The sequence below is a fragment of the Pseudomonas sp. IC_126 genome, from assembly GCF_004331835.1.
In the GTDB taxonomy this organism is placed as follows: domain Bacteria; phylum Pseudomonadota; class Gammaproteobacteria; order Pseudomonadales; family Pseudomonadaceae; genus Stutzerimonas.
Window position 1 is genome coordinate 353,184 of record NZ_SJSS01000002.1, and the last position, 22,860, is coordinate 376,043.

At 61.4% G+C, this 22,860-nt stretch carries 22 protein-coding genes and 1 pseudogene; 12 read left to right on the forward strand and 11 right to left on the reverse strand.

All coding sequences use genetic code 11. From position 1 onward, the window contains the following. Window position 1: 1 nt before the first annotated feature. Complete coding sequence (locus E0D86_RS07100) at window positions 2-922, reverse strand: hydrogen peroxide-inducible genes activator (RefSeq protein WP_131649314.1); 921 nt, start codon at window positions 920-922, stop codon at window positions 2-4. 166 nt (window positions 923-1,088) lie between these two features. Between E0D86_RS07100 and E0D86_RS07105 the strand changes: the two genes are divergently transcribed. The 3 genes from E0D86_RS07105 to E0D86_RS07115 all read left to right on the forward strand — a co-directional run bounded on the left by E0D86_RS07105 (window position 1,089) and on the right by E0D86_RS07115 (window position 3,935). Continuing rightward, window positions 1,089-1,949 (forward strand): NAD(P)H-binding protein, encoded by an 861-nt coding sequence (locus E0D86_RS07105; RefSeq protein ID WP_131649315.1) that lies wholly within the window; start codon window positions 1,089-1,091, stop codon window positions 1,947-1,949. Window positions 1,950-2,168: 219 nt separating this feature from the next. Continuing rightward, entirely contained in the window at window positions 2,169-3,341 is a 1,173-nt protein-coding gene (locus tag E0D86_RS07110; protein WP_131649316.1) for a zinc-dependent alcohol dehydrogenase, read from the forward strand. Window positions 3,342-3,410: 69 nt separating this feature from the next. Continuing rightward, window positions 3,411-3,935, forward strand: a complete 525-nt coding sequence (locus tag E0D86_RS07115) for a transcriptional regulator (RefSeq protein WP_131649317.1) — start codon at window positions 3,411-3,413, stop codon at window positions 3,933-3,935. A gap of 135 nt (window positions 3,936-4,070) precedes the next feature. On the opposite strand, the gene E0D86_RS07120 is transcribed toward E0D86_RS07115, so the two are convergent. Beyond that, window positions 4,071-5,090: an AraC family transcriptional regulator gene (locus E0D86_RS07120; protein WP_131649318.1), complete on the reverse strand. Its 1,020-nt coding sequence runs from the start codon at window positions 5,088-5,090 to the stop codon at window positions 4,071-4,073. 143 nt (window positions 5,091-5,233) lie between these two features. Between E0D86_RS07120 and E0D86_RS21860 the strand changes: the two are divergent. The 5 genes and pseudogenes from E0D86_RS21860 to E0D86_RS07140 form a co-directional block, all read left to right on the forward strand. Then, window positions 5,234-5,806, forward strand: a pseudogene (locus tag E0D86_RS21860) (TauD/TfdA dioxygenase family protein); the annotation flags it as partial. A 77-nt stretch (window positions 5,807-5,883) separates the two neighbouring features. Continuing rightward, a complete protein-coding gene (locus E0D86_RS21865; RefSeq protein ID WP_371924047.1) occupies window positions 5,884-6,132 on the forward strand; it encodes a TauD/TfdA dioxygenase family protein in 249 nt (82 codons plus the stop codon). Continuing rightward, window positions 6,129-6,920 (forward strand): 2-keto-4-pentenoate hydratase, encoded by a 792-nt coding sequence (locus E0D86_RS07130; protein WP_131649319.1) that lies wholly within the window; start codon window positions 6,129-6,131, stop codon window positions 6,918-6,920. Before E0D86_RS21865 ends, E0D86_RS07130 begins: the two co-directional genes overlap by 4 nt. A 445-nt stretch (window positions 6,921-7,365) precedes the next feature. Beyond that, window positions 7,366-8,613 carry an MFS transporter gene (locus E0D86_RS07135; RefSeq protein WP_371924048.1) on the forward strand — a complete coding sequence of 416 codons (1,248 nt, stop codon included), beginning with the start codon at window positions 7,366-7,368 and terminating at the stop codon, window positions 8,611-8,613. 326 nt (window positions 8,614-8,939) lie between these two features. After that, on the forward strand, window positions 8,940-9,872 hold the full coding sequence (locus tag E0D86_RS07140) for an AEC family transporter (RefSeq protein ID WP_131649321.1): 933 nt from the start codon (window positions 8,940-8,942) through the stop codon (window positions 9,870-9,872). 77 nt (window positions 9,873-9,949) lie between these two features. Here the strand turns inward: E0D86_RS07140 and E0D86_RS07145 are convergent, their stop codons facing one another. Both E0D86_RS07145 and E0D86_RS07150 read right to left on the reverse strand, forming a co-directional pair. Then, window positions 9,950-10,897: a class I SAM-dependent methyltransferase gene (locus E0D86_RS07145; protein WP_131649322.1), complete on the reverse strand. Its 948-nt coding sequence runs from the start codon at window positions 10,895-10,897 to the stop codon at window positions 9,950-9,952. Window positions 10,898-10,933: 36 nt separating this feature from the next. Beyond that, the gene (locus E0D86_RS07150; protein WP_131649323.1) at window positions 10,934-12,385 is read right to left on the reverse strand and encodes an iron-containing redox enzyme family protein; all 1,452 of its coding nucleotides are present in this window, start codon (window positions 12,383-12,385) and stop codon (window positions 10,934-10,936) included. A 190-nt stretch (window positions 12,386-12,575) separates the two neighbouring features. Between E0D86_RS07150 and E0D86_RS07155 the strand changes: the two genes are divergently transcribed. Both E0D86_RS07155 and E0D86_RS07160 read left to right on the forward strand, forming a co-directional pair. After that, window positions 12,576-12,794: a hypothetical protein gene (locus E0D86_RS07155; protein ID WP_131649324.1), complete on the forward strand. Its 219-nt coding sequence runs from the start codon at window positions 12,576-12,578 to the stop codon at window positions 12,792-12,794. Between the two features lie 166 nt (window positions 12,795-12,960). After that, a complete protein-coding gene (locus E0D86_RS07160; protein WP_131649325.1) occupies window positions 12,961-13,293 on the forward strand; it encodes a PilZ domain-containing protein in 333 nt (110 codons plus the stop codon). 130 nt (window positions 13,294-13,423) lie between these two features. On the opposite strand, the gene E0D86_RS07165 is transcribed toward E0D86_RS07160, so the two are convergent. The 7 genes from E0D86_RS07165 to E0D86_RS07195 form a co-directional block, all read right to left on the reverse strand. Then, window positions 13,424-15,520, reverse strand: a complete 2,097-nt coding sequence (locus E0D86_RS07165; protein ID WP_131649326.1) for a flagellar biosynthesis protein FlhA — start codon at window positions 15,518-15,520, stop codon at window positions 13,424-13,426. Then, window positions 15,517-16,656 carry a flagellar biosynthesis protein FlhB gene (gene flhB, locus E0D86_RS07170; RefSeq protein ID WP_131649327.1) on the reverse strand — a complete coding sequence of 380 codons (1,140 nt, stop codon included), beginning with the start codon at window positions 16,654-16,656 and terminating at the stop codon, window positions 15,517-15,519. Before flhB ends, E0D86_RS07165 begins: the two co-directional genes overlap by 4 nt. Continuing rightward, window positions 16,649-17,428 (reverse strand): flagellar biosynthetic protein FliR, encoded by a 780-nt coding sequence (fliR, locus tag E0D86_RS07175; RefSeq protein WP_131650012.1) that lies wholly within the window; start codon window positions 17,426-17,428, stop codon window positions 16,649-16,651. The genes flhB and fliR overlap by 8 nt, the downstream gene beginning before the upstream one ends. Window positions 17,429-17,448: 20 nt before the next feature. After that, window positions 17,449-17,721 (reverse strand): flagellar biosynthetic protein FliQ, encoded by a 273-nt coding sequence (locus E0D86_RS07180; RefSeq protein WP_131649328.1) that lies wholly within the window; start codon window positions 17,719-17,721, stop codon window positions 17,449-17,451. A 989-nt stretch (window positions 17,722-18,710) separates the two neighbouring features. Then, window positions 18,711-19,466: a flagellar type III secretion system pore protein FliP gene (gene fliP, locus E0D86_RS07185; protein WP_131649329.1), complete on the reverse strand. Its 756-nt coding sequence runs from the start codon at window positions 19,464-19,466 to the stop codon at window positions 18,711-18,713. Beyond that, entirely contained in the window at window positions 19,463-19,834 is a 372-nt protein-coding gene (fliN, locus tag E0D86_RS07190) for a flagellar motor switch protein FliN (RefSeq protein ID WP_131649330.1), read from the reverse strand. The genes fliP and fliN overlap by 4 nt, the downstream gene beginning before the upstream one ends. Then, window positions 19,831-20,670 carry a FliM/FliN family flagellar motor C-terminal domain-containing protein gene (locus tag E0D86_RS07195; protein WP_131650013.1) on the reverse strand — a complete coding sequence of 280 codons (840 nt, stop codon included), beginning with the start codon at window positions 20,668-20,670 and terminating at the stop codon, window positions 19,831-19,833. Before E0D86_RS07195 ends, fliN begins: the two co-directional genes overlap by 4 nt. Window positions 20,671-21,113: 443 nt before the next feature. On the opposite strand from E0D86_RS07195, the gene E0D86_RS07200 reads away from it, so the two are divergent. Then, on the forward strand, window positions 21,114-22,505 hold the full coding sequence (locus E0D86_RS07200) for a sigma-54 dependent transcriptional regulator (protein WP_131649331.1): 1,392 nt from the start codon (window positions 21,114-21,116) through the stop codon (window positions 22,503-22,505). Between the two features lie 27 nt (window positions 22,506-22,532). Then, window positions 22,533-22,853, forward strand: coding sequence for a flagellar hook-basal body complex protein FliE (locus tag E0D86_RS07205; RefSeq protein WP_131649332.1), 321 nt, complete (start codon window positions 22,533-22,535; stop codon window positions 22,851-22,853). Window positions 22,854-22,860: the final 7 nt, after the last annotated feature.

The following is a 22,860-nucleotide window of genomic DNA, read 5'->3' on the forward strand; positions in this document are numbered from 1 at the left end:
TTCAGGCGTTCGCGGCCGGTGGTTTAGCGACCGAGCACAGGCGGATGGAGTCGGCCAGCACCTCGATGGCCCTCGGGCGGGGAAAGCTGGCGCGCCAGGCGATCGCCACGGTGCGGAACGGGACCGGCGGCGTCAGCGGACGGATGTCCAGCACACCGGCGGAGTAGTGATGGCTGTCGACCGCCGACAGCGGCAGGATGGATACACCCAGCCCCGAGGCAACCATATGACGGATGGTTTCCAGTGAGGAGGATTCCACCGTGGTGTGGGTCGGCGCCTCGCCCTTGCGGGTGGTCGGGCAGGCTTCGAGCACCTGATCGCGGAAGCAATGGCCTTCGCCGAGCAGCAGCAGGCTCTTGTCGTTGAGCATTTCGGCGTCGATGGTTTCTTTCTTGGACCATGAATGGTTGGCCGGCATCAGCACGTAGAACGGCTCGTCGTAGAGCGGCAGTGTCAGTACATCGGCTTCCTGGAAGGGCAGCGCGATGATGATGGCGTCCAATTCACCGGTACGCAGTTTGTCGCGCAAGACGTGAGTGAAATTTTCCTCGATATACAGCGGCATGTCCGGCGCCACGCGGTGCAGCTGCGGGATCAGGTGCGGAAACATGTAGGGGCCGACGGTATAGATGGCGCCGACCTTGAGGGGTGCGGCCAGCTGGTTCTTGCCCGCCTGAGCCAGTTCGCGGATGCTCTGCGCCTGCTCCAGAACCTTCTGCGCCTGGGTGACGATGCCTTCGCCCACCGGCGTCAGCCGCACCGCGCTCTTGGTCCGCTCGAAAATCAGCACGCCGAGTTCGTCCTCCAGCTTCTTCACCCCCACCGAGAGGGTGGGCTGGCTGACGTGGCAACGTTCGGCGGCGCGGCCGAAGTGTGATTCCTGGGCGAGCGTGACGATATAGCGCAGTTCAGTCAGTGTCATAGCGAGTTTCCATCAGAGTGCCGGCTAGCATAGCCTTTGCTCGTGTTCGAACCAACTGGCCAGTAGCCGTTCCATGCAAGCTGATCAGCGGCCAAGCCACGGCAGCGTTACACTCAGGCAAGGCGGGCCGACTGGGTGGTCCGCAACGGTTAAGGAGTAACCGACCATGGCAAATCGTCCTTCGGTAATGATCGCCGGCTGCGGTGATATTGGCATTCGTCTTGGGCTGCAACTGAGCAGAGCGGGCTGGACGGTCTACGGCCTGCGCCGCCAGGCAGCGAGCCTGCCGGTGCCGATCCTGCCGGTCAAAGGCGATCTGGCTTCCGTCCAGGTTCCGCGCAGCTGGCCCAATGGCACGCTGGACTATCTGGTTTACGCCGCATCGGCCAGCCAGCACGACGAACCGGGCTACCGCGCCGCCTATGTCGATGGGCTGCGCAATGCGCTCGGCTGGCTGCAACAGCGCGGCCAGCGTCCCAAGCGTTTGATCTTCCTCTCCAGCACCGGCGTCTATGCGCAAAATCAGGGTGAATGGATCGACGAGACGTCTGCCACTGAACCCACCGGCTACACCGGGCAGGTAATGCTCGAAGCCGAGCGGCTGGCGCTTGGCAGTGACATCCCGACTACGCTGGTGCGGATGGCCGGGCTTTACGACCCGGACCGCCCGTGGATGCAGAATCAGGTCCGCGCGGGCTTGCGTGTCGATCGCGAACCGCCGCAATACAGCAATCGCATTCATCGCGACGACGCCGCCGCGCTGCTGGCCTGTCTGCTACAGACCGATCTGCGTGGAGGTGATCTGCAGGACTGCTATCTGGGCGTCGACGACGACCCGGCGCCGCTGCATGAAGTCATCGACTGGCTACGCGAGCGACTCGGGGTAACCCACTGGGCGGAGCAGACGATGACGCGCCGGGCCGGCAGCAAGCGCTGCAGCAATGCCCGTGCGCGGGCGCTGGGCTGGACGCCGCACTATTCGAGCTATCGCAACGGCTACGCCAGTGTCCGTCCCGGCAAGGGTTGAGCCGCAGCCACAACAACAGCCCGTCGGTGTTTTGGCCATCATTGCGACATTTAAGGCAACTCTGGCGGCGCGGCGCTTACTAAAAATTTGTTAGCACGCACGCCGCACGCCCTGCCATATGGCGGCAGTCGGGTCAGGAGCAGCTGCCGCCCCAAGCGGCGATCAATCAGGAAGAACCACCACGGCGGCGTTTTCGAACACCGAACCAGGAGATTTTTCATGAGAGCCCTACGCTGGCACGGCAAGCACGATATCCGCTGTGACAACCACGTCCCCGACCCCACCATCGAGGACCCGCGCGACGCCATCATCAAGGTCAGTTCCTGCGCCATTTGTGGCTCCGACCTGCATCTATACGACGGATTCATGCCTGGCATGAAGCACGGCGACATCATGGGCCACGAGTTCATGGGCGAGGTGATGGAGGTCGGCTCGGCCAACAAGAAGCTCAAGGTTGGCGACCGCGTGGTGGTGCCCTTCACCATCGTCTGCGGCGAATGCGACCAGTGCCGGCGCGGCAATTTCTCTGTGTGCGAGCGCACCAATCGCAACAAGGACATGGCCGACAAGGTCTTCGGCCACACCACCGCCGGGCTTTACGGCTACACCCACCTCACTGGTGGTTACGCCGGAGGCCAGGCCGAATACGTCCGCGTGCCCTACGCCGATGTCGGCCCGGTGGTCGTCCCCGACGGCATGACCGATGAGCAGGTGTTGTTTCTCGGTGACATCCTGCCCACCGGCTGGCAAGCCGCGGCGCAATGCGACATTCAGCCCACCGACACCGTGGCCGTTTGGGGCGCGGGGCCGGTCGGCCAGTTCGCCATTCGTAGCGCGATCATGATGGGCGCCGAGCAGGTGATCTGCATCGACAACGTACCCGAGCGGCTGTCCATGGCCCGCGCCGGCGGCGCCATCACTATCAATTTCGATGAAGAGAGCGTGCTCGAACGGCTCAAGGAACTGACTCGCGGCAAAGGCCCGGAAAAGTGCATCGACTCGGTGGGCATGGAAGCGCACGCGGCGCGCTCCATCGACTCCATGTATGACCGCGCTAAACAGGCGCTGATGCTGGAGACCGATCGCCCGCACGTGCTGCGCGAGATGATCTACGTCTGCCGTCCGGCAGGCATCATCTCCATCCCCGGCGTCTACGGCGGGCTGATCGACAAGATCCCGTTCGGCGCCGCCATGAACAAGGGCCTGACCTTCCGCATGGGCCAGACCCACGTCAATCGCTGGACCGACGACCTGCTCAAGCGCATCCAGGAAGGCCAGATCGATCCGTCCTTCGTCATCACCCACAGCGTCAGCCTTGAGCAAGGTCCGGAGATGTACAAGACCTTCCGCGACAAGCACGACGGCTGCATCAAGGTCGTTCTCAAGCCCTGAGGGCTTCGCTCTGCTTCCCTGCTGCAGGGAAGCGGGCGGCTTCTCCACGCCCCGAGGAGGGACTGATTCATGAGCGTTCCACATCGAGTAACCCGTACCAATCATTCGGCCCGCAAGCTGGCCCGAGGCCTTGGCTGGTTCAGCATTGGCCTGGGCGTTGCGCAATTGGCTATGCCAGGCACGCTGGCGCGTTTCCTGGGCGTACCCGGCAACGAAGGGCTGATCCGTGCCTGCGGAGCCCGGGAAGTGGCCACCGGCCTCGGCCTGTTGTTGAGCGACGATCCCAAGCCCTGGATCTATGCCCGCATCGGTGGCGATGTGTTGGATCTGGCCGGGCTCGGCATGAGCATCGAGAAGGGCACCGAACAGGTGAATGCGGCGATTGCCGCAGGCGCCGTGGCCGGTGTGACTGCGCTTGACCTGTCGTGTGCCAAGGGGCTGGCGGCGGAAAGCGAGGAGGTCATTGAGTGGGATTACAGTGATCGCAGCGGCTTCTCGCAGTCGCCTGATGCCATGCGTGGGCGCGTCGAGGCGGAGTTTGCGGCCATGCGGGCTGAGCCTAATGGGTATAGTCCGTCGGCCATGTTGCACTGACGCTTGGTGAATGGCTGCAAAATCGCAGCGTCGGAGTTCCACGGGTTCAAGGTTTCCTGCCCGTGGGGCGCTGACGCACGGCACGCGGTGTGCCGATTGTCGCTTGGGGACTCAAAAATCTCAGCCGCGGCCGATCTATAGTGAGTTCCGGCGTTGCCAATGACGGGGCGAGCAGCCGGTCCAGCGGCTGAACGCCCGGGAAAAGCTGGCTGCCTCGGCATAACCCAGGCGCTGTGCAATGTCGTTGAGGTCCAGGCGCGACTTGCTCAGCAGGCGCTCGGCCAGGCGTTGTTTGATCTGCTCGTTAAGCTGTTGGAAGGCATGGCCCTCAGTCGCTAGACGGCGGTACAGCGTGCGCTCAGAAAGGCCTAACCGCTCGGCCACTGTGCGCCCGCTGAGCAGGTTGACCGAATCGCGTATCAGCACCTGCTGCACCAGACGCGCGGTGGGAGGCTTGACCAGACTGTGAGAAATCTCGACACACAGCCGCTCGCACAACTGCTCTCCCTCGCTGTGAGCGCCGATATGCGCTTGTGGAAGGCTGGACTGCAGATCGGCATGGGAAAACAGAATGCCGTTGCGCGCGGCGTTAAATTGCACTGGATAGGGAAAGTCACGCTGCAACAGGGTCACATCGGTTGGGGCGTCACAGGTCATCTCTACGACCAAGGGAGCGACCGGTCGCTGCAGCAACTCGGCAGCCACGCCCAGGCAGGCCGACAGGCCGCGCTCGATGACGAAAGCACGGGCATCCTGAGGTAGAACACTGGCATCGAACAGCAGCCAGAGGCCGCGCCGATCCGCCTCGATGTGTCGTGGACAGAGCGTCAACCCCAGCAAATGGAAACGGCCGAAGGTGGCGAACGCTTCGCCGAGGGTGCGGCTGGCCAGCATGGTAAAGCCCAGCAGCCCCAGCGAAGTCAGGTGGTAACGCTGCCCTACGGTGAAGCCCAAGCCCTGCCGTCCGGCATGTTCGATCAGGTTACGGATCACCGCTAGCTCCTGCCAGGCTTCGATCTGAGCATTCGGCTGGTGCATTGCATCGCGGGTGATAGCACTGCCAATCAGGCAGGTTGCGGCGTCCACGCCTTCCGCCTGGGCGGTTTCCAGCAGGTAGAGCACGCCAGTGAGTGGGCGGCTTTGACGCCAATCCATCAGGTGTTCTCCTCACGTCAAGCCGCGTTCGCAAACAGCAAAGCCGCTGGCAGTAACTGTCATTTATTGGCAGTCATGATCATAGATGAACGTGGCGCTCGCATCGCATCCTGCTGATACCCATCTCCACATGAGTGTTAGCCATGAGCGAGTTCATCTACACCCTGCCCAGCCACAATCGCGCAGCCGACTACCGCCATTTCCGTGTGACCCCGACGACCGGGGCCATCGGCGCGGACGCCGCAGATGTCGATCTCACTCGACTGGACACCGATGGCTTCGCCGAGCTACGCCAGGCGCTGCTCGCGCACAAAGTAATCTTCATTCGCGACCAGGCCCTGAGCGTCAGCGACCTGGAGCGGGTTACCCAGCACCTTGGTGAGTTCGGCCGCGAGCCCTATGTGACTTGCATGAAGGATCACCCGCACGTGGTGCACGTGGTCAAGGAATCCAACGAAGAGGCGCCCTTCGTGTTCGGCGGTGCCTGGCATACGGACTGGACCTTCCAGCAGCGTCCACCGGCCTTCACTCTGCTCTACGGCCACGACATTCCGCCCTACGGCGGTGACACCTGCTTCGCCAACATGGTGCTGGCCTACGAATGGCTCTCGCCGGGCATGCAGGCGCTACTGGAAACCCTCGATGCGGTACACAGCCCGGAGCGCGCCTATGGGTCGAACGCCAACCACAACGCGCTGCTGGAGAACATGACAATCAACTATGGCAGCGATACCTCGCAGGACATGCATAGCCACCCGCTGGTGATCCGGCATCCAGGGAAACCGGCAAGAAGGTGTTGTTCATCAACCCGGCATACACCTCGGGAATCAAAGGCTTGCGCGCCGATGAGGCACGGCCGTTGCTCGACTATCTGTTCAACCTGGCGACCACGGAGGCCTTTACCTGTCGCATGCGCTGGCGCCAGGGCACCCTGGCGATCTGGGACAACCGCAGCACCTGGCATATGCCAGTAGCCGACTACCATGGCATGCGCCGCGAGATGTTCCGTACCACCGTGGTCGGCGAGGTGCCAAGCCGATGAAGCAAACCATCAGCGACGCGCGCCTGCTAGCCGCGGCCAGCAGCCTGGCCGTGGCGCGTAGTCAGCGTCAGCCTGGGCCACGGGTCAGCGAAACCTTCGCCCTGGCCAGCCTGGACGAAGCCTATCAGGTGCAGACGGCAGGCCTGCAGCTCGCCCTGACGGAGGGCCGCAGCTTGAGCGGCGTGAAGGCCGGGCTGACCTCTGTTGCACTGCGGGCGGCACTCAAGGTCGAGGAGCCGCTGTATGGCTGGCTGTACGCCGACACGGCTTGTCGCTCGGGTGCAACCATCGCCTGGGAAAGTCTGCTGCAACCCAAGGTCGAGATTGAGCTGGCACTGCTGCTGGCCCACGACCTGCCGGCTGGCGAAATCAGTCAGGAGCAATTGCTGGCCAGCATTGCCGGGGTGATACCGGCGCTGGAAATCAACGACTCGGCCATCGATGGCTGGCAACTGACTATGCTCGACGCGGTTGCCGACAACCTGTCTTCGGGACTCTATGTGCTAGGCAACCAGACGGTTCCATTGGCGCAACTGCAAGGGCAGACACTGCTCGCCGACCTGTACAAGAATGGAGAGCCGGTGCAGACCGATATCGCCCTCTCGCTGCATGGCTGCTTGAGCACGGCGCTGTGGCTGGCGCGCAAACTGACCGCGCTCGGCAGGCCGCTGAGGGCTGGTGATGTGCTGCTGACCGGGGCGTTGGCGCCGATCGCCGAAATCGCCCGTGGCGACCGGCTGTGTTTTCAGGTGACGGGACTGGGCGAAGTGACGTGTTCATTCAGCTGATGGTACCAGGTGTTGTGATCAACCGGGACGCCCTTAGAGGTCATGCATTAGGGGGCCCGCTACGCGCGCTGGCACTGGGCCGACCGAGGCGTCCTGCCGACAGGCAACACACCGAAGCGCGCACGCATCCGCGACGATGGAATACTTCTCGGGCCTAGAGGAAGACCCAGACAGCAGGCGCTTGTTCTTCAGCGACTAAGGGAGGCCATTAGCGCGTGACGTGCCGGAATAAAGGCAGTGGGCAAACCGGGACCGGCAAGGTATATCCGAACGCAGCCTGGCTAGCCATGTGAGCTCGATCCGAAGAACAAAACTAACTAAGGTCGGTTGCAATCCAGAGGAATAATCAATGACAGCGATTCCACTGCCGAAGGGTGAGGCGATCGTCGAGAGCGATGCCGAAAAGGCAATCTTCTCAAAGATCAATTGGCATATCCTGCCGCTATTGCTGGTCGCCTACTGCTTCGCCTACATCGATCGCATCAATGTTGGATTCGCACAGCTCCAGATGAAGAATGACCTGTACTTCAGTGATCATATCTTCGCCCTTGGCGCCGGCCTGTTCTTCGTCGGCTATTTCCTCTTCGAAGTACCCAGCAACCTGGTGCTGGAGAAGATCGGCGCGCGCAAGACGATCCTGCGCATCATGCTGTGCTGGGGCGCCTGCGCCACGGCCATGGCCTGGGTCACGGCACCCTGGCAGTTCTACGTGCTGCGCTTCCTACTGGGGGCGTTCGAGGCCGGCTTCTTCCCTGGCGCGATCCTCTACTTCACGTTCTGGTATCCGCCTGCGCGGCGGGGGAGAGTCATCGCCACCTTCATGACGGCGACCGCCATTGCCGGGATCCTCATCGGGCCGCTCAATGGAGCGCTGATGAAGTTTGGCCAGGGCCTCATGGGCTATCACGGCTGGCAGTGGATGTTCATCGCCAACGGCGCACCCTGCATCCTGATCGGCGTGCTTGCCTACCTCCTGCTGAGCGACGGCCCGGCCACGGCATCGTGGCTGACGGACCAGGAAAAGAGGATATTGACCGAACGCTTGGCAAGGGATCGCGTCGCATCGACTCCAAGCGGCCATAGTGCCCTGCGCACTCTTCTCAGCGATCCCAAGATTTACATCCTCTCTGCGGTCTACTTCCTCATGAGCGGCGCGGTCTATGCGCTGCTGTTCTGGGCACCCACGATGATTGCGAGCTGGGGCGTAAAGGATGTGTTCCATATCGGCCTGCTCAAAGCCCTGCCCAACATCGTCGGCGCCGTCGGCATGGTGCTCATCGGGCTGAGCTCCGACCGCATGAACGATCGGCGCGGGCACTATGTGTTCTGCGTGGGCCTGATCGCGGTCAACTTCGTGGCCATGGGATTCGCCAACGACGACCTTGTGTGGTCGATGATCTTCTATTGCATCGCATCGATCGGCATCGCATCCCTCACACCACTGTTCTTCGCCTTCGTCAGCGAATATCTATCGAAGGAAACGGCGGCAGGCGGGATCGCGCTCATCAGCTCGTTGGGAAATCTGGGGCCAGCGGTGACCCCATCCATCAGCACCTGGATCCTCACTTCCACGGGGCAGAACCGGTACAGCCTGTTCTTCATCGTCTCGCTGTATGTCATGGCGGCCATCATCATGGCCGTTGCGGCGCGGCCAAGAAGGCAGGCCACGGTTGGGGTGGCTCAGCCTATTTAAAGGCGCGAACAGCCGATGCTCTGTTCCGGACTGAGTGGGCGCGGGCTCAAGGTGGAAATGTCCGCCGCAAGGAGTGTCCATGATCCATGGCTAGAACATGTTTTCCGCAACCCTTCAAGGGCGAGGCGGTGCCGGTACACCGCTTCGTCATGTGATTCTGGCGCTGGCATCGCTGAAAGCCTGCTGGCAAATGAAACGTCAGCAGGAACAGCGCTCCGATAACTCGCGAAGAAGCATTTCTGCTAAGGTTTGCCGCCATTCATTCCGGCCGCACCGCCGTTCCCGCGCCGCCAGCCTGCTGTCGGCAAGCCTGCCGTTGAGAAACCATGTCTGCCGTTGTCAATGTCGTCCTGCCGGTTTTTGCCCTGATTTTCCTTGGCTTTCTGTGCCGCCGCACGGGGCGCATGGGCCCGAACGGAGCGTCCGAACTGAATCGCTTTGTCGTCTGGCTGGGGCTGCCCGCGCTGCTGTTCAGCGTGATCGCCACCTCGACCTGGGAACAGCTTTGGCAGCCGGGCTTCATCGTCGCCTTCACGGTGGGCTGCCTCGGCGTATTCGCTTTCACCCTGATTTATCGGCTGTTGCAGAAGCAGCCGCTGGTCGATGCCAGCCTCGATGCGCTGGGCGCGTCCTACGCCAATACCGGCTACGTCGGGATTCCGCTGTGCATGCTGGTGCTCGGTGACGAAGCGCTGCAGCCGGCCATGGTGGCGTCGATCATCGTTGTCTGTGTGCTGTTCGCCATCGCCTTGGCTTGCGTGGAAACCGGGTTGCACGCCGGACAGGGCTTCACTCGTACGCTGGGTAAGGTCAGCGGCGCGCTGCTGCGCAACCCGCTGGTGGTGGCGCCTTTGCTGGGTGGCGTCTGGGCCGCGAGCGGGCTGGTGTTGCCGGTGCCGCTGGCGACCTTGCTCGAGTTGCTGGGCGCGGCGGCGGCGCCCTGCGCATTGGTGTCGCTGGGACTGTTTCTGGCCCAGCCGCAGCCTGGCGGCACGGCAACCGGCGTTTGGCCGCTGGTGATGTTGAAGCTGGTGGTGCAGCCGCTGATTACTTGGTATCTGGCTTTCGAGGTGTTCGAGCTGCCGGCGCTGTGGGCCTATTCGGCGTTGCTGCTGAGTGCGCTACCCACCGGTACCGGCCCGTACATGCTCGCTGAATTCTATGGTCGCGAGGCGTCACGGGTTTCGCGGGTGGTGCTGTACTCGACCCTGGGCTCGCTGATCACGCTGTCGGTGTGCCTAGTGCTGCTGCCAGTCTGAGCCGAGCGCTGCCCGGAGCGCCGGCCGACTCATAGGATGGATGCAACTCAACAATTCCCACTGACGCGTCGCGTCGATCACCTTGCCGGCCGGGTCACTTCCAGCACCACCGCGGCGATCCGGTCGCATTCGGTGTAGGCGCCATCGAGTAATTCTTCGCCGAACACGTCCGGGTCGACTTCGCGGTAGCGCCATTGCAGGCCACGACCTTCGAGGCGCTGGCTGACTTCCTTCAGGAAGGGGTCCCGATTGTCGACCATCGCCACGCCTGTATAGAGCAGCAGCGTGCCGCACGGGGCGAGGCGCTCCAGCGCACTGTCGAAGATCGCCAGCGACAGCCCGGCCCCTAGCGGCCCGCCTCCGTGGCGGTAGGCGCGCTCGCTGGGGTCGATCAGATAGGGCGGGTTAGCCAGGATCAGATCGAATTCGCCATCGACATCCTTGAGCAAGTCGCTGTGCTGGGCTCGCAGGTTGTCAGCACCGGCCAGCGCCGCGTTGATGCGGGTCAGGCGCAGCGCGGATGGATTGATATCCACCGCCAGCACTTCAGCCTGTGGTCGAGCCAGTGCCGTGAGCACGGCGCCGGCCCCGGAACCGCAGCCAATATCCACGGCACGAGAGATATTGCCCTGATGATTATTCAGGTGCGCCTGAATGGCGTTGGCGAAACGGTAGGTATCCGGACCGAAGAACACCGCGTCCGGCGCATCGGTGGGGTAAGCCGAATGTACGAACAACTGACCATCCAGACTCGACAGCCGTACCCGGCTGCGCCATCGCGAATCGCTGGGTGCCAGCACGCCAGCCTGATCCATCAGACTGAATAGCGCCGGTGGCAACAGCTCATGCTGGAACGGCCGGCTCCAGCCGAAGACGCCGCTCAGGTCTTTGGCCAGTGCGTTTTCGATCCGTTGATTGACCCGCTCGTGGGTCAGCGGAGTGGGGGTGATGAAGTGATAGCCGCGCTCGCGCAGCGCCTGAGCCAAGTGCAGCAGCGCACGGTCCTGGGCATTTTCCAGCGTCATGGGGTTCCCTGGCGAATTCGCCTCAGTTGAACGGTTTCAGTTGAAGAGTCCAGTGAAGATCCTGGTGGCCAAAAGGCCGGCGGCGCTGTGGTGGCGCGTCGGAGACAGCAAAGGCAACAGGTGACGCATGCGAGCGTCACGATTCGGCAGTTGTGCCAATTGCTGTTCTAGCAATTGCGTTTCCTGATCGAAGTCACTGACCATCTGGCTTCGGTTCTGCACCAATGCCGGCTTGGCCGGACGTTCGTTAGCCACCTGTCGGCGACCGCTGAATTGGCTCTGGCGCTGCGCCAACGCGGGGTGCGGCTTGCCGCGGGTCGATGGTTGCTCGGCCAGCCAGTCGCCAGCAATCCAGTCGTGGATCAGCTGCTGCTCGTGGGCGCTGAATACGCCGAACATCGGCCCTTGTTCGCCCGCCATCAGCTGCCAGAAGCGGCTGTGCTGCGGGTCTTCGTGGCGCTTGATCCAGCCGCGGCGCTGCAGGGTATCGAGAAACTGCGGAATCTGTTCCGGCTCGGCCAGCCATTGATTCACCGTGCGACCATCGAAGCGGCAGTAGTCCGAATGCACGAACTGCCCGACACCGGCTTTTTTTTCCAGCACGCGCAGCACTTCCTGCTCGGCGTTGAAGCCTCCAATCACCGACAGCGTGCTGGCGCCAAGCTCGTTGAGGCGATAGCCGTTAATGACCCGACGATAGAACTTCTCGCTGTCCCCGATCTGCGGCCAGGCCGCTAGCAGGCCCTGTATGGCCTTCTTCGCATGGCCGTTGTCGGCGTTGTCGACGGTGACATGCAGCGTGAAATAGTAGGGATCGATGCCCAGCTCGGTGAGCTCGTACGAGCTGATCAGCAGATGCAGGGGCAACTGTTCGTAACCGAGATTGAAGCCGATCACTTCGGGCAGGAAATGCTCGGCGTGTTCGGCCAACGCCAACTGGATCGCGCCCTGGATGAAGTTCTCGTCATCCAGATTCTGCCAGTCGTCGCAACCCTGGCTGGCGAGCAGCTTGCGATAAAGCACCACGTGATTCTTTTCCGGTTGACCCTCGCCGAGTTCTTCGAGATAGGTTTGGATCAATGCCGTGAAGCGCGCGTCGTCCCAGCGCTGCAACAGGCCATAGAGCCAGGCGCCGTCGACCAGTTTGGTCGGCGCTACGCCTTGCAGAAAATGCAGCGCGTGGGCCTTGCTGGAGAAATAGCGGCGCGGCGCACCGGCGCGGCGTGCATCGAGATAGCTTTGATATTGGCCGCCGACGCTGGCGGTATGCGCTTCGAGCCATTCGCCGAGCCCTGACGGGTCTGGCGGTAGATCGCAGGGCAGTGCCGCCGCGGTCTCCAACTGAGCGTTGAGATACTGCGCGGCGTCAGCACGCACGCTCTCGCTGGCCGGCGCATCGAACAGCGCGAAATAGAGCGCTCGGGACGGCGCTGCGATCTCGGGCGCAACGGGAGCAGCATCCATGGGTAGGCTTCGAGTCAGTTGCATAAGCTCACACAGCGGCTAAGGAGGAAGTCCCCGATGCTGTTTTGGCCTTTACCCACCCGTATAAGTTCAGCGCACCCGTCGAGTGGCCGGTCATCCCGCAAGGTGAGTCTTCATGCAACTTCCGAGAGGCGTCGTCTTCCTACCTATTAGGTACACAGATGTCTTCCAGCGAAACCAGAGGAGGTCCCTCATGAACCCATCCGAACGCGGCAAGGAAAATCTCGACGCCATCACCGACCGCGACGACCAGCGCATCGACCGGGCCGGTGGCAAAACCAATGGCGAAGCTGCCGGCGGCGACCGCAGTGACGTACCCGGCGGCGCTTACAACGTGCCGCCGAACATGGCCGACGAAGTCAGCGAAGACGACGCATTGCAAAATCGTAAACCGCAGAAGCCGGAGCGCTAGCTGCTTGCGTGGAGTAGGTGCGGGCCTGAACTGCCAGGGGAAAAATATTATCCCCAGCGCTTAATTTTCCCTGCGATCTGGTCGCCTGCTGCCTTTTACACCACGCCCGTCGCCGCGGCCGCGGTGACACCGGCTGTTGCCGAACAAAGGACTGCAGAGTTTCGCCATGCGCCAACACAGCCGCCTTACCTTCCGTCATCTGAGCCGTATTCAGGTGACCAATCGTCTCAGCGGCGATCCCATGGGCTACATCGGCGACCTTTCCATCGGCGGTCTGCGTTTAGTGGCCAGGCAACCCCTGGTCATTGGTGGCTGCTATGAGATGTGCCTACACGTGCCGGATCACGGCGAGCGGCTGCGCGAGGTCGATGTTGTTGTGATCTGCCAATGGGTGCGCAAGGATTCACGGCGTGATTCATTCGAGATGGGCTTTGCTCTCGATCGCCCTTGCCCAGCTTTCGTCGAAATGGTTGCGCAACTGCTGCCCAGGCGGCGTTGATCTGCGCTGGCAACCTGCGGCGGAGCCGGTTAGGCGAGGCATATTCGCAGCAGTGCGGCAACGCTTACGGGGCGACTGGGTGCCGCCACCAGACGGATGCCGCAAGGCATAGTCCTAGACCTGTTAGTTGCTAGCCTAACGTGCCGAGAATGTTCACGCCCACCCGGTCCGGAATCTCGTTTTGCGACAGCACATGCAGGCCTGGGCTGAACACCCGCGCGTAGCGTGACAGCAGCGGGCGCAACTGCGGCATCACGGTGAGGATCGGCGGATGGCCATCCTTGCGCAGCTTTTCCTTCACCACCGGCATGCTGTTCTGCAGCTGGTTGAGCAGGCTCGGCTCCACCGGAATGTTGTCCAGGCTCACCTGACCGGCCTGCTGGGCGATGGCCAGCGCGTTGAGCAGGGTGTTTTCCAGCGCGTTTTCCAGCACGAACACGGCCAGTTCGCGGCGATCTCCAGCGATCATCGAGACGATGCTGCGGCGCAACGCGTAACGCACGTCGGCTGCCAGCAGCACCGGGTCCTTGGTGGTTTCGCTGCATTCAAGCAAGGTGCTGGCGATGGTTTCGATGTCACGCAGTGACACTTCTTCCAGCAGCAGCTGGCGGTAGACGCGCATTTGCTGGGTATAGGTCAGCGCGGCCTTGAGGCTTTCGGCGAGCTTGGGCGCTTGCACGGTCAGACGCTGCATCAGGTGCTCGACATCGTCGTGCTTGAACAGGTCCGGCAGATGCTCACGCACCACCTTGTTCAGATGCGTGGCGACCACGCTGGCGCAGTCGATTACCTGATAACCCAGGTTCAACGCGCGCGACTTGTCGGACGGCTGAATCCACACCACCTGCATGCGGTACGCCGGGTCGATGCCGAGGATGCCGTCGATCTCGCCGTAGAGTTCCGGTGAAGGAATCGCCATCAGACGGTCAGCGTGCAGCTCGGCGCCATCGATCTTCTCGCCGTTAATGTAGATGTCGTATTGCGAAGCCTTGAGCCGCAGACTGTCGCGAATCTGCACTTCCGGCAGCAGAAAGCCCAGGTGCTCGGACAGCGTCTGGCGAACGCCGCGCACCCGTGCCGGCAAGGGCGCACCGGAGGCTTCGTTGACCAGCCCTACCAGCTTGTAGCCCAAGGAAATCGACAGCCGCTCGACCAGCGGAATGTCTTCCCAGGCCAGGCTCTGCGCCTTTTCCTTGTCCATCGCCTGGCCGATGGCCTGGATTTCCTTGAGATCGGCGCCGGCAGCTGGCGGCTCTTGCAGCGAGACACGCCAGCCGATGAATGCGATCAGCGCGGCGAAGCCGATGAAGGCCAGGTGTGGCATGCCCGGCACCAGGCCGATGACGAACAGGATGCCGGCCACGGTGTACAGCGACGCTGGATTGGCCAGCAACTGGCGCTGTACTTGGCTAGTGATGTCGCTGGATTCATTGATCCGGGTGACGATGATCGCTGCCGCCGTAGCCAGCAGCAGCGCCGGGATCTGCGCCACCAGACCGTCACCGATGGTCAGCAGGGCGTACTGCTTGAAGGCCTCGCCCGCCGCCAGATCGTGAACGAAGACACCGATGGCGAAACCGCCGAAGAGGTTGATCAGCAGGATCAGGATGCCGGCGATGGCGTCCCCGCGAACGAACTTCGAAGCACCGTCCATCGCACCGTAGAAGTCGGCTTCCTTGGCTACTTCCTGGCGCCGCGCCTTGGCTTCCTCGTTGGTCACCAGGCCGGCGTTGAGATCGGCGTCGATAGCCATCTGCTTGCCCGGCAGGGCGTCCAGAGTGAAGCGCGCGGTGACTTCCGATATCCGCTCGCCGCCCTTGGTGATGACGATAAAGTTGATGATCATCAGAATGATGAACACCACCAGGCCGACGATGAAGTTGCCGCCGATCACCACCTCGCCGAAGGCTTCGATCACCTTGCCCGCCGCGCCGGTGCCGGTGTGACCTTCGAGCAGCACCACCCGGGTCGATGCGACGTTAAGGCACAGGCGCATGAGCGTGGTGATCAGAATCACTGTCGGGAACAGCGAGAAGTCCAGCGGGCTTTTCGACGACACACTGACCAGCAACACCAGAATCGACATGGCGATGTTGAAGGTGAACAGCACGTCCAGGAGCTGCGGAGGCAGCGGCAGGATGATCATCGCCAGGATCGACAGGATGATCAGCGGGATTCCAATCCGACCGCTGCTGATGGTCGGCGTCAGTTTCTGAATCAGGCTCATGATCGGGCTCGGTTGAACAGTTCTTCGGGAATATGGATGTCGCTTGCCAGCTTGGGCTTGGCCCGCCGACCCTGCTTCCAGGCCTTGAGCTGGAGGATGTAGGTCAGCACATGGGCGACCGCGGTATAGAGCGGTGCCGGGATCTGCTGGTTGACCTGGGTGCTGAAGTAGATCGCCCGCGCCAGCGGCGGTAGTTCGACCACCTCCAGCCCGTTGGCCTGGGCCAGCTTGCGGATGTACAGCGCGGTTTCATCGACGCCACGGGCAATAACGAAGGGCGTCTCGGCCTTCTTCGGGTCGTACTTCAAGGCCACCGCGTAATGCGTCGGGTTGACGATCACCACGTCGGCATCCTTTATCACCCGGCTGATCTGGCGCTGGGCCAGCTGGCGTTGCAGCTGCTTGATACGCGCCTTCACTTCGGGGCGGCCTTCCTGATTCTTGTGCTCTTCCTTGCGCTCCTGCTTGGTCATGCGCATTTTTTTCAGAAAGAAGAAGCGCTGCAGCGGGATGTCGATCAGTGAGAACAGCACGAATACCAACAGCAGCGAGATGGCCAGGTTGAACGTCAGCGAAAAGGCACCGCCGATGGCGTTGGCGATATCGGTTCGCTGCAGGGCGATCAGCTGCGGCGCTGCGTAATACAGCTGGCCGATGGCGACGCCCAGCAGCGTTGTGATCTTCAGCAGCGACTTGAGCAGCTCGGTCCAGTTCTGCGCGCCGACCATCCGCCCCAGGCCCGTGATCGGGTTGAGCTTGCTGAACTTGGGCGCGAAGTTCTTCGAGGCGAATACCCAGCCACCCGGCACCAGACCAAAGGCGATGACCAGAATCGGTGTGATCAGCAGCGGCAACAGCACGCTGACGAACAGCAGCAGGTTGTGGGTAAGAATCAGCTGCAGATCGTCGAGGCTCATCTCGCTTTCGTGGAAGTTGATGTATGAGTAGCTGAACGCCTGCTGCATGCCATCGAAAAAGAAGCCGATGCTGAATTTGAGTACCAACAGCGTCACCAGCAGCGAGACCGTGGTGGCGACGTCCTTGGAGCGGGTGACCTGGCCGTCGTCGCGACTCTTCTTGAGTTTCTGCTCGGAGGCCTCTTCGGTTTTGTCCTGGCTGCTGTTCTGCTCAGACATCGCGGCCGCTCCGCAGGATCTCGCCGATGTTATCCAGCAGCTCACGCGTCAGGTGCAGATAGGCTTCCGACAGGTTCGGCAGGGTCAGGTAGATCAATACCAGCCCGGCGATGATGGCCATGGGGAAACCCAGGGAAAACAGGTTCATTGCTGGAGAAATGCGGTTGAGCAGGCCGAAGCAGAACTGCACGATCGTCATGCAGAAAACGATCGGCAGGGCAATGAGCAAGGCTGCCGAAATCACCCAGCTCATTGACCAGGCGATGGTTTGCAGCCCGTCGAAATGGATGCCGCTGCCGATCGGCCAGTAGACGAAGCTTTGGTAGATGATGGTGACGGTTACCAGATGCCCGTCGATGGCGAAGAACAGCAGCGCCAGCAGGATGAAGTACAGCTGATAGATGATCGACGCCGACGACACGCCGTTCATAGGGTCGTTGAACACTGCCATGGACAGCCCCAGCTGGGTCGAGACGATATCGCCGATCAGGGTGAACACGGTGAACACCAGCATCAGCGCCAGGCCCAGCAGCAGGCCCATGGCTATCTGCTCGAACGCGGTGAGAATGCCCTTGAGCGACAGCGGGTCGAGCGCCGGCGCGGCTGGGAGCGCGGCCGTCAGCACCACCGTCAGGGCGATGGCGAGCAGCACGCGGACGCGCACGCTTAGCGATTTGTGGCTGAACATCGGCGCCAGGCTGAACACGGCCATGATCCGGCAGAACGGCCACCAGTAACCCAGCAACGATTGCAGGTACTGACCGGCCTGCATGATGGGTTCGTTGCCCATGGCTAACCGACCAGCCGCCCGGCTTGGGTGAAGGTTTCGATGAACAGGTCGCTCAGCGTGCTCAGAATCCAGTGTCCGGCGAATACCAACATGCCCAGGGTGATCAGCAGGCGCGGGAGGAAGCTCAGCATCTGTTCGTTGATCTGAGTGGCGGCCTGGAAAATGCTGATCAGCAGACCGCCGAGCAGGCTCGGCACCACCAGCACGCAGACCACCAGCACGATGATGTGGACTGCGTTGGAAATGATATTGACGGCGGTGTCGGGGGTCAGCATGGGAGCACCTGGAAGGTGAAGGCGTTTCGTGCGATTCGGCTCACAGCACTGCTATGTAGGAGCGAGGGGGACGCCGAGTTCTTGGCTCGCGAAGCTTTTATGCTTGGGGCACGGCTTATTAGCGGAGTTGCCCGACACATTGGTTTCGCCCTACTGGGGGACTCACTTTTTTCAAACGCGAAAAAAGTAAGCAAAAACGCTTGCCCCTGCATCCGGCCCCGGCTGCGCCGAGGTTCCCTCGCTCCGGTGACGCTCCAGGGGCCCGCCGCGAAGGGCCATCCATGGCTCATCGCGGCTCTCGCGGCATCCATGCCGCTCAACCCCTTCCGCGCCACCTGCGCTCGGCCTCCTGAAAGGGGCGATACGGTGGCGTCTGATGGGCCGTGCAACGAAGCGGATATACGGGCTACAGGGGCGCGTAGGGTGGGTAATGCGGAGCTTACCCGCCGATTTTCGCAGCCGGAGTTCGACGTCAGTTCCTGCGTCGATGTCGGCGGAAAATGCTTCGCAGTTTTCCGCCCTACAGAATTTTCGTCTTTGTTCTGGGCGTAAACGCCGCAACGTTGGGTCGAGATGCTTTTCCGATTTTCCTGCGCACGATCCAGCAGACGCCGCCGGACGCCCCTTTCAGGAGGCCGAATGGAATCCGCGGGGAGGGAAGCGAGCGGCATGGATGCCGCGAGAGGCGTAAAGGGCCAGGGATGGCCCTTGTACGCCGGCCCCCGGAGCGCGGATGGAATGAGGGAAGTCGAGCGAAGCGAGACCCGGATGCAGGGGCAAGACCTTTTGGTTCCTTTTGGGGCAACTGCCAAAAGGGACACGCCCAGCAGGGCGAAACCAATGCTTCGGCCCAGTTCGATAATGAGCCTGATGCACCGAACCCAAATCCCGAAAGCTCCGCGAGCAAGGACTAGGCGTCCCCCTACGCCCCTACCAAATCGGCCGATGAGTGGGTTCAAGCGCGCACGAGCAGCATTCATCACCGCCATCTAAAACGGCTGCACGCTGGTCGTCAGCGTACCCATCAACAGCGCCCAGCCATCCACCAACACAAAGATCATCAGCTTGAACGGCAGCGAGATCATCATCGGCGACAGCATCATCATGCCCATCGCCATCAGCACGCTGGCCACGACCAGATCGATCACCAGAAACGGCACGAAAATCATGAAGCCCAGTTGGAAAGCGGTCTTCAGCTCGCTGAGCACGAAGGCTGGCAGCAGCAGCGAAAAGTCCAGATCATCAAGGTTTTCCGGGATCTGCTCGCCCGCCAAGGACACCATGGTCTCCAGTGAGGTCTTGTTGGTCTGCGCCAACATGAACCCTGAAAGGCTGTCTTTGGACAGGTCCAGCGCCTGCTCCAGACTGATCTCGTCATTCTGGAACGGCTCGAAGGCCGTGTTGTGAATCTCCTGCCAGACCGGACGCATCACCAGCAGCGTGACGATCAATGCGATACCGACCAGCACCTGATTCGGCGGGCTCTGCTGCAGGCCGATGGCCTGGCGCAGGATCGCCAATACAATGATGAAGCGGGTGAAGCAGGTCATCATCATCAGCATCGCCGGCAGGAAGCCGAGCAAGGTCATGAGGATCAGAATCTGAATCTTGACCGAGAATTCCTGACCGTTCTCGGTATCGTTCAGGTTGAACAACGTGATCTCACCGCCGGCAGCCTGAGCCACCAGCGGGAACAGGCTGACCAGCACCAGGCACAGCAGCACCAGCCCGCGACGCAGTTTCATTGGGTCAGTGCATCCAGGCTGGTGCCCGACAGTTCGACGATGCGCAGGCCGTAGCTGCCGTTCATTACCACCACTTCAGCCTTGGCGAACAGGGTTCCGTTGACCTTCACGTCCAGCGGCTCGCCGGCCACTTTGTCGAGCACGATGACGCTGCTGGTGTCGCACTCCATCAGTTCTTTCAGCGAGATTTCCGCCGAGGCCACTTCCAAGGTGACATTGACCGGGATCTTGCCGAAGAAACTCAGGTCCTGGCGCGGTACCTGCGGCTGCGGGGTGGGGGCGACGGCTGACTCTTCGGCCGCGTCGAGGCTCAGGTCGCCCTCGTTGATGAGGTTCTCGAATTCGTTGTCGGACAGTTGACCGGTCATTGGGATTTCACGCTTTCAAGTGAAGTGAGGAACAAGGCGCCGTCTTCTTCAAAGACAGTCCCCCGGAAAAGCTTCTGCTGATTGATGCGCACCTCATAGCGATCCAGCGGACGCACCATGAGGATGTCGTTGAGCTGCAGGCCGAGCACCTGCGACAACGGCATTTGCGCCGAGGCGACCACGCAGTCCAGGCGTACCGGAAGATGCTTGATGTGATCGACCGGGTTGCCGCTCTGCCGATTGGGCAGCGGGCCGGCCAGGCGACTGGTCAGTTCATCGACCAGATCAGTATCCAGATGAATGAAAATCGACGAGCGGCTGTTGGTCAGATGGCTGATGTACTCGAACTCCGCCACGTACTCCCAGCTGGTTTCTTCGTAGTCATTTTCATACCGCTCGAGTTCGCCAAAGGTTTCACCGGACAATATCGAGCGCGCAAATATATAAGTCAGGTCAAGGCCCAAGCGATTACGCATCCGTTGTTCGGATGTGCTGATCGGTGGTGTGTCCTGGCTAGGTACGATAGTTCCGCCGTAATAACACTCTAGCGCCTCGGTAAGCAGGGCGCGATCAATGGAAAAACCAACTTTCCCCATCGGGGATCGATAGATGCAGTCTGGCGGCCTTTTATTGGGCTCCTGCACATCGACTTTGCTCAGTTCCAGGCTAATACGGTAATTACGCAGGAAGTAGTCACCAATCAAGCGCGGATTCTTGTTGGTGGTTTCTTTTATGAACTGAGGAATCTTGTGATGATGCCGGCCAAGCTTCTGCGGTTTCAATACAGTCAGGCTTTGGGCGGGCACGCCATGATGGACTTTGGAATTGCCAGACATGTTGTGAACTGTATGTCCTGGTTCTTGCGCGGCCGGCGAGCCGGCAACACGGGGTATAAGCAGAAGATTATTTGGCCAGGGCGGATTTTGCGGCGCCCGAGATTCAGGCACGGCTCTAGCGTGCCGCCAGTCTAGGCATAGGCGCGAGGAAGGATTAAATCAATAAGTATCAAATGACCTTTTTTGAGATCACTTGCGAGCTTCTGATTTAATTTTAGCGGAACTGATTGGGCGGCTCCTGGAGGGCTTGTTAACGTGCGCGCATTGTTTCGGGGCAGTTAGCTATTGTTGGTCGTTCGTTCTGGTTGAGTTGGACAGGCAGGGCGACGGAAGTTCCGGAAAAGTTAAATATTTTTTCTTCGGCGAAATCCGGCGTTGTGCTCGAGCGAGTCGACAGGCGCGTCAGCGCCAAGGTGGTCACATTGAAAAGTGTTAGTCATGCAATGAGCTACTCATGCGAAGAGCTATTTGCTCCGGCGCCGGCATCAGCGCGCAAGAAAGTCATCATTTTCGATAATGCCGCCGAGACGGGTAGTGACTTCCTTAATGCCGGGTTGCGCAAGGAAGGTTGCGCGGTCTTTTCCTATGCAAGCCTGAATGATCTGGACAATGCGGCGCTGAAAGAAACCGCCCTGGTTTTTGTATTTATCGGCGGTGTGGAAGAGCAAACTTTATATACGCAGGTTGAATCACTGATGCGGCGCGGCCGTAATATCAGTGTCATTCCGGTTGTGCAGTACGCGGATCAGGAGAAGGCCGCGACATTGCTTGAGCTGGGGTGTGTGGATTACCTGCTGTCGCCGTTCAGCGACAGCCAGCTCAGCGCCCTGTTGCGCCGTCAGGAATACGCCGATGCAGCGCAAGAGAGCTTCGTAACCTGCTCTCAGGCTGGCCGTCGCTTGTTGGCCATGGCCCAACGCGTATCGCTGACCCGCGCACCAATTCTGATCACCGGCGAAACCGGCACTGGTAAGGAGCTGATGGCGCGTTACATCCATCGTTTCTCCGCCAACGCCGATGCTCCCTTCATTGCAGTGAACTGCGCAGCCATTCCCGAACAGATGCTCGAATCCATCCTGTTCGGACATGAAAAAGGCGCCTTCACGGGCGCGGTGACAGCCCAGCCCGGTAAGTTCGAGCTGGCCAATGGCGGCACCTTGCTGCTCGACGAGATCGGCGAGCTGCCGCTGGGCCTGCAAGCCAAGCTGCTGCGTGTGCTGCAAGAGCAGCGTGTCGAGCGCCTGGGCGGCCGCAAGGAAATCGAGCTCAACGTCCGAATCATTGCCGCGACCAACAGGGACCTGCAGCTGGAGGTCGCCGAAGGGCGCTTTCGCTCGGACCTGATGTTCCGTCTCGACGTGTTGCCGCTGCATATCAGCCCTCTGCGCGAGCGTAAGGAAGACGTGCTTCCGCTGGCCCGCCGTTTCGTTGCCAAGTACGCACCGCAGGAAGCCGGCGAAGAGCTGTTCACCAGCGACGCCTGCCGCGCCCTGTTGCAGCACGACTGGCCGGGCAATGCCCGCGAGCTGGAAAACACCGTGCAGCGCGCGCTGGTGCTGCGTAACGGTCTGTTCATCCAGCCGCAGGACCTGGGCCTGGCGGCGCAGCCGCAGGCGGAAATGCGTGCCGAACGCCCGCCGCAGCCCATCGTCGAGACGGGCAAGGCCGCCCTGCGTGCCAGTGGCAAGTGGGCCGAGTACCAGCACGTGATCGACACCATTCGCAGGTTCGACGGGCACAAGTCCAAGGCCGCCGCCAGCCTCGGCATGACCTCGCGGGCCCTGCGCTATCGCCTCAATGCCATGCGCGAGCAGGGCATCGAGTTGAATTTCTAATTCCGACGTATCAAGGGAGAGCCAGCGATGAGTTCAATCATGCAGGTGCAGCAGGACATGCTGGGCCGGATGCAGCAGCTTGCGAATGTCGCCGAGGGCCCGGGCATCAAGCCAGCCAGCCAGACGGCGCCGGACGCGGGCAACGTATTCATGGCGGCGATGCGTTCGGTGGATGCTCAGCAGCATCACGCCAGCGCGGCAGCGGCTGCGGTGGATAGCGGCAAGAGCGACGATCTGGTCGGCGCGATGATCGACAGCCAGAAGGCCAGCGTGTCGTTTTCCGCGTTGCTGCAGGTGCGCAACAAACTGACCACGGCGTTCGACGACGTCATGAGAATGCCGCTGTGATCGGGCG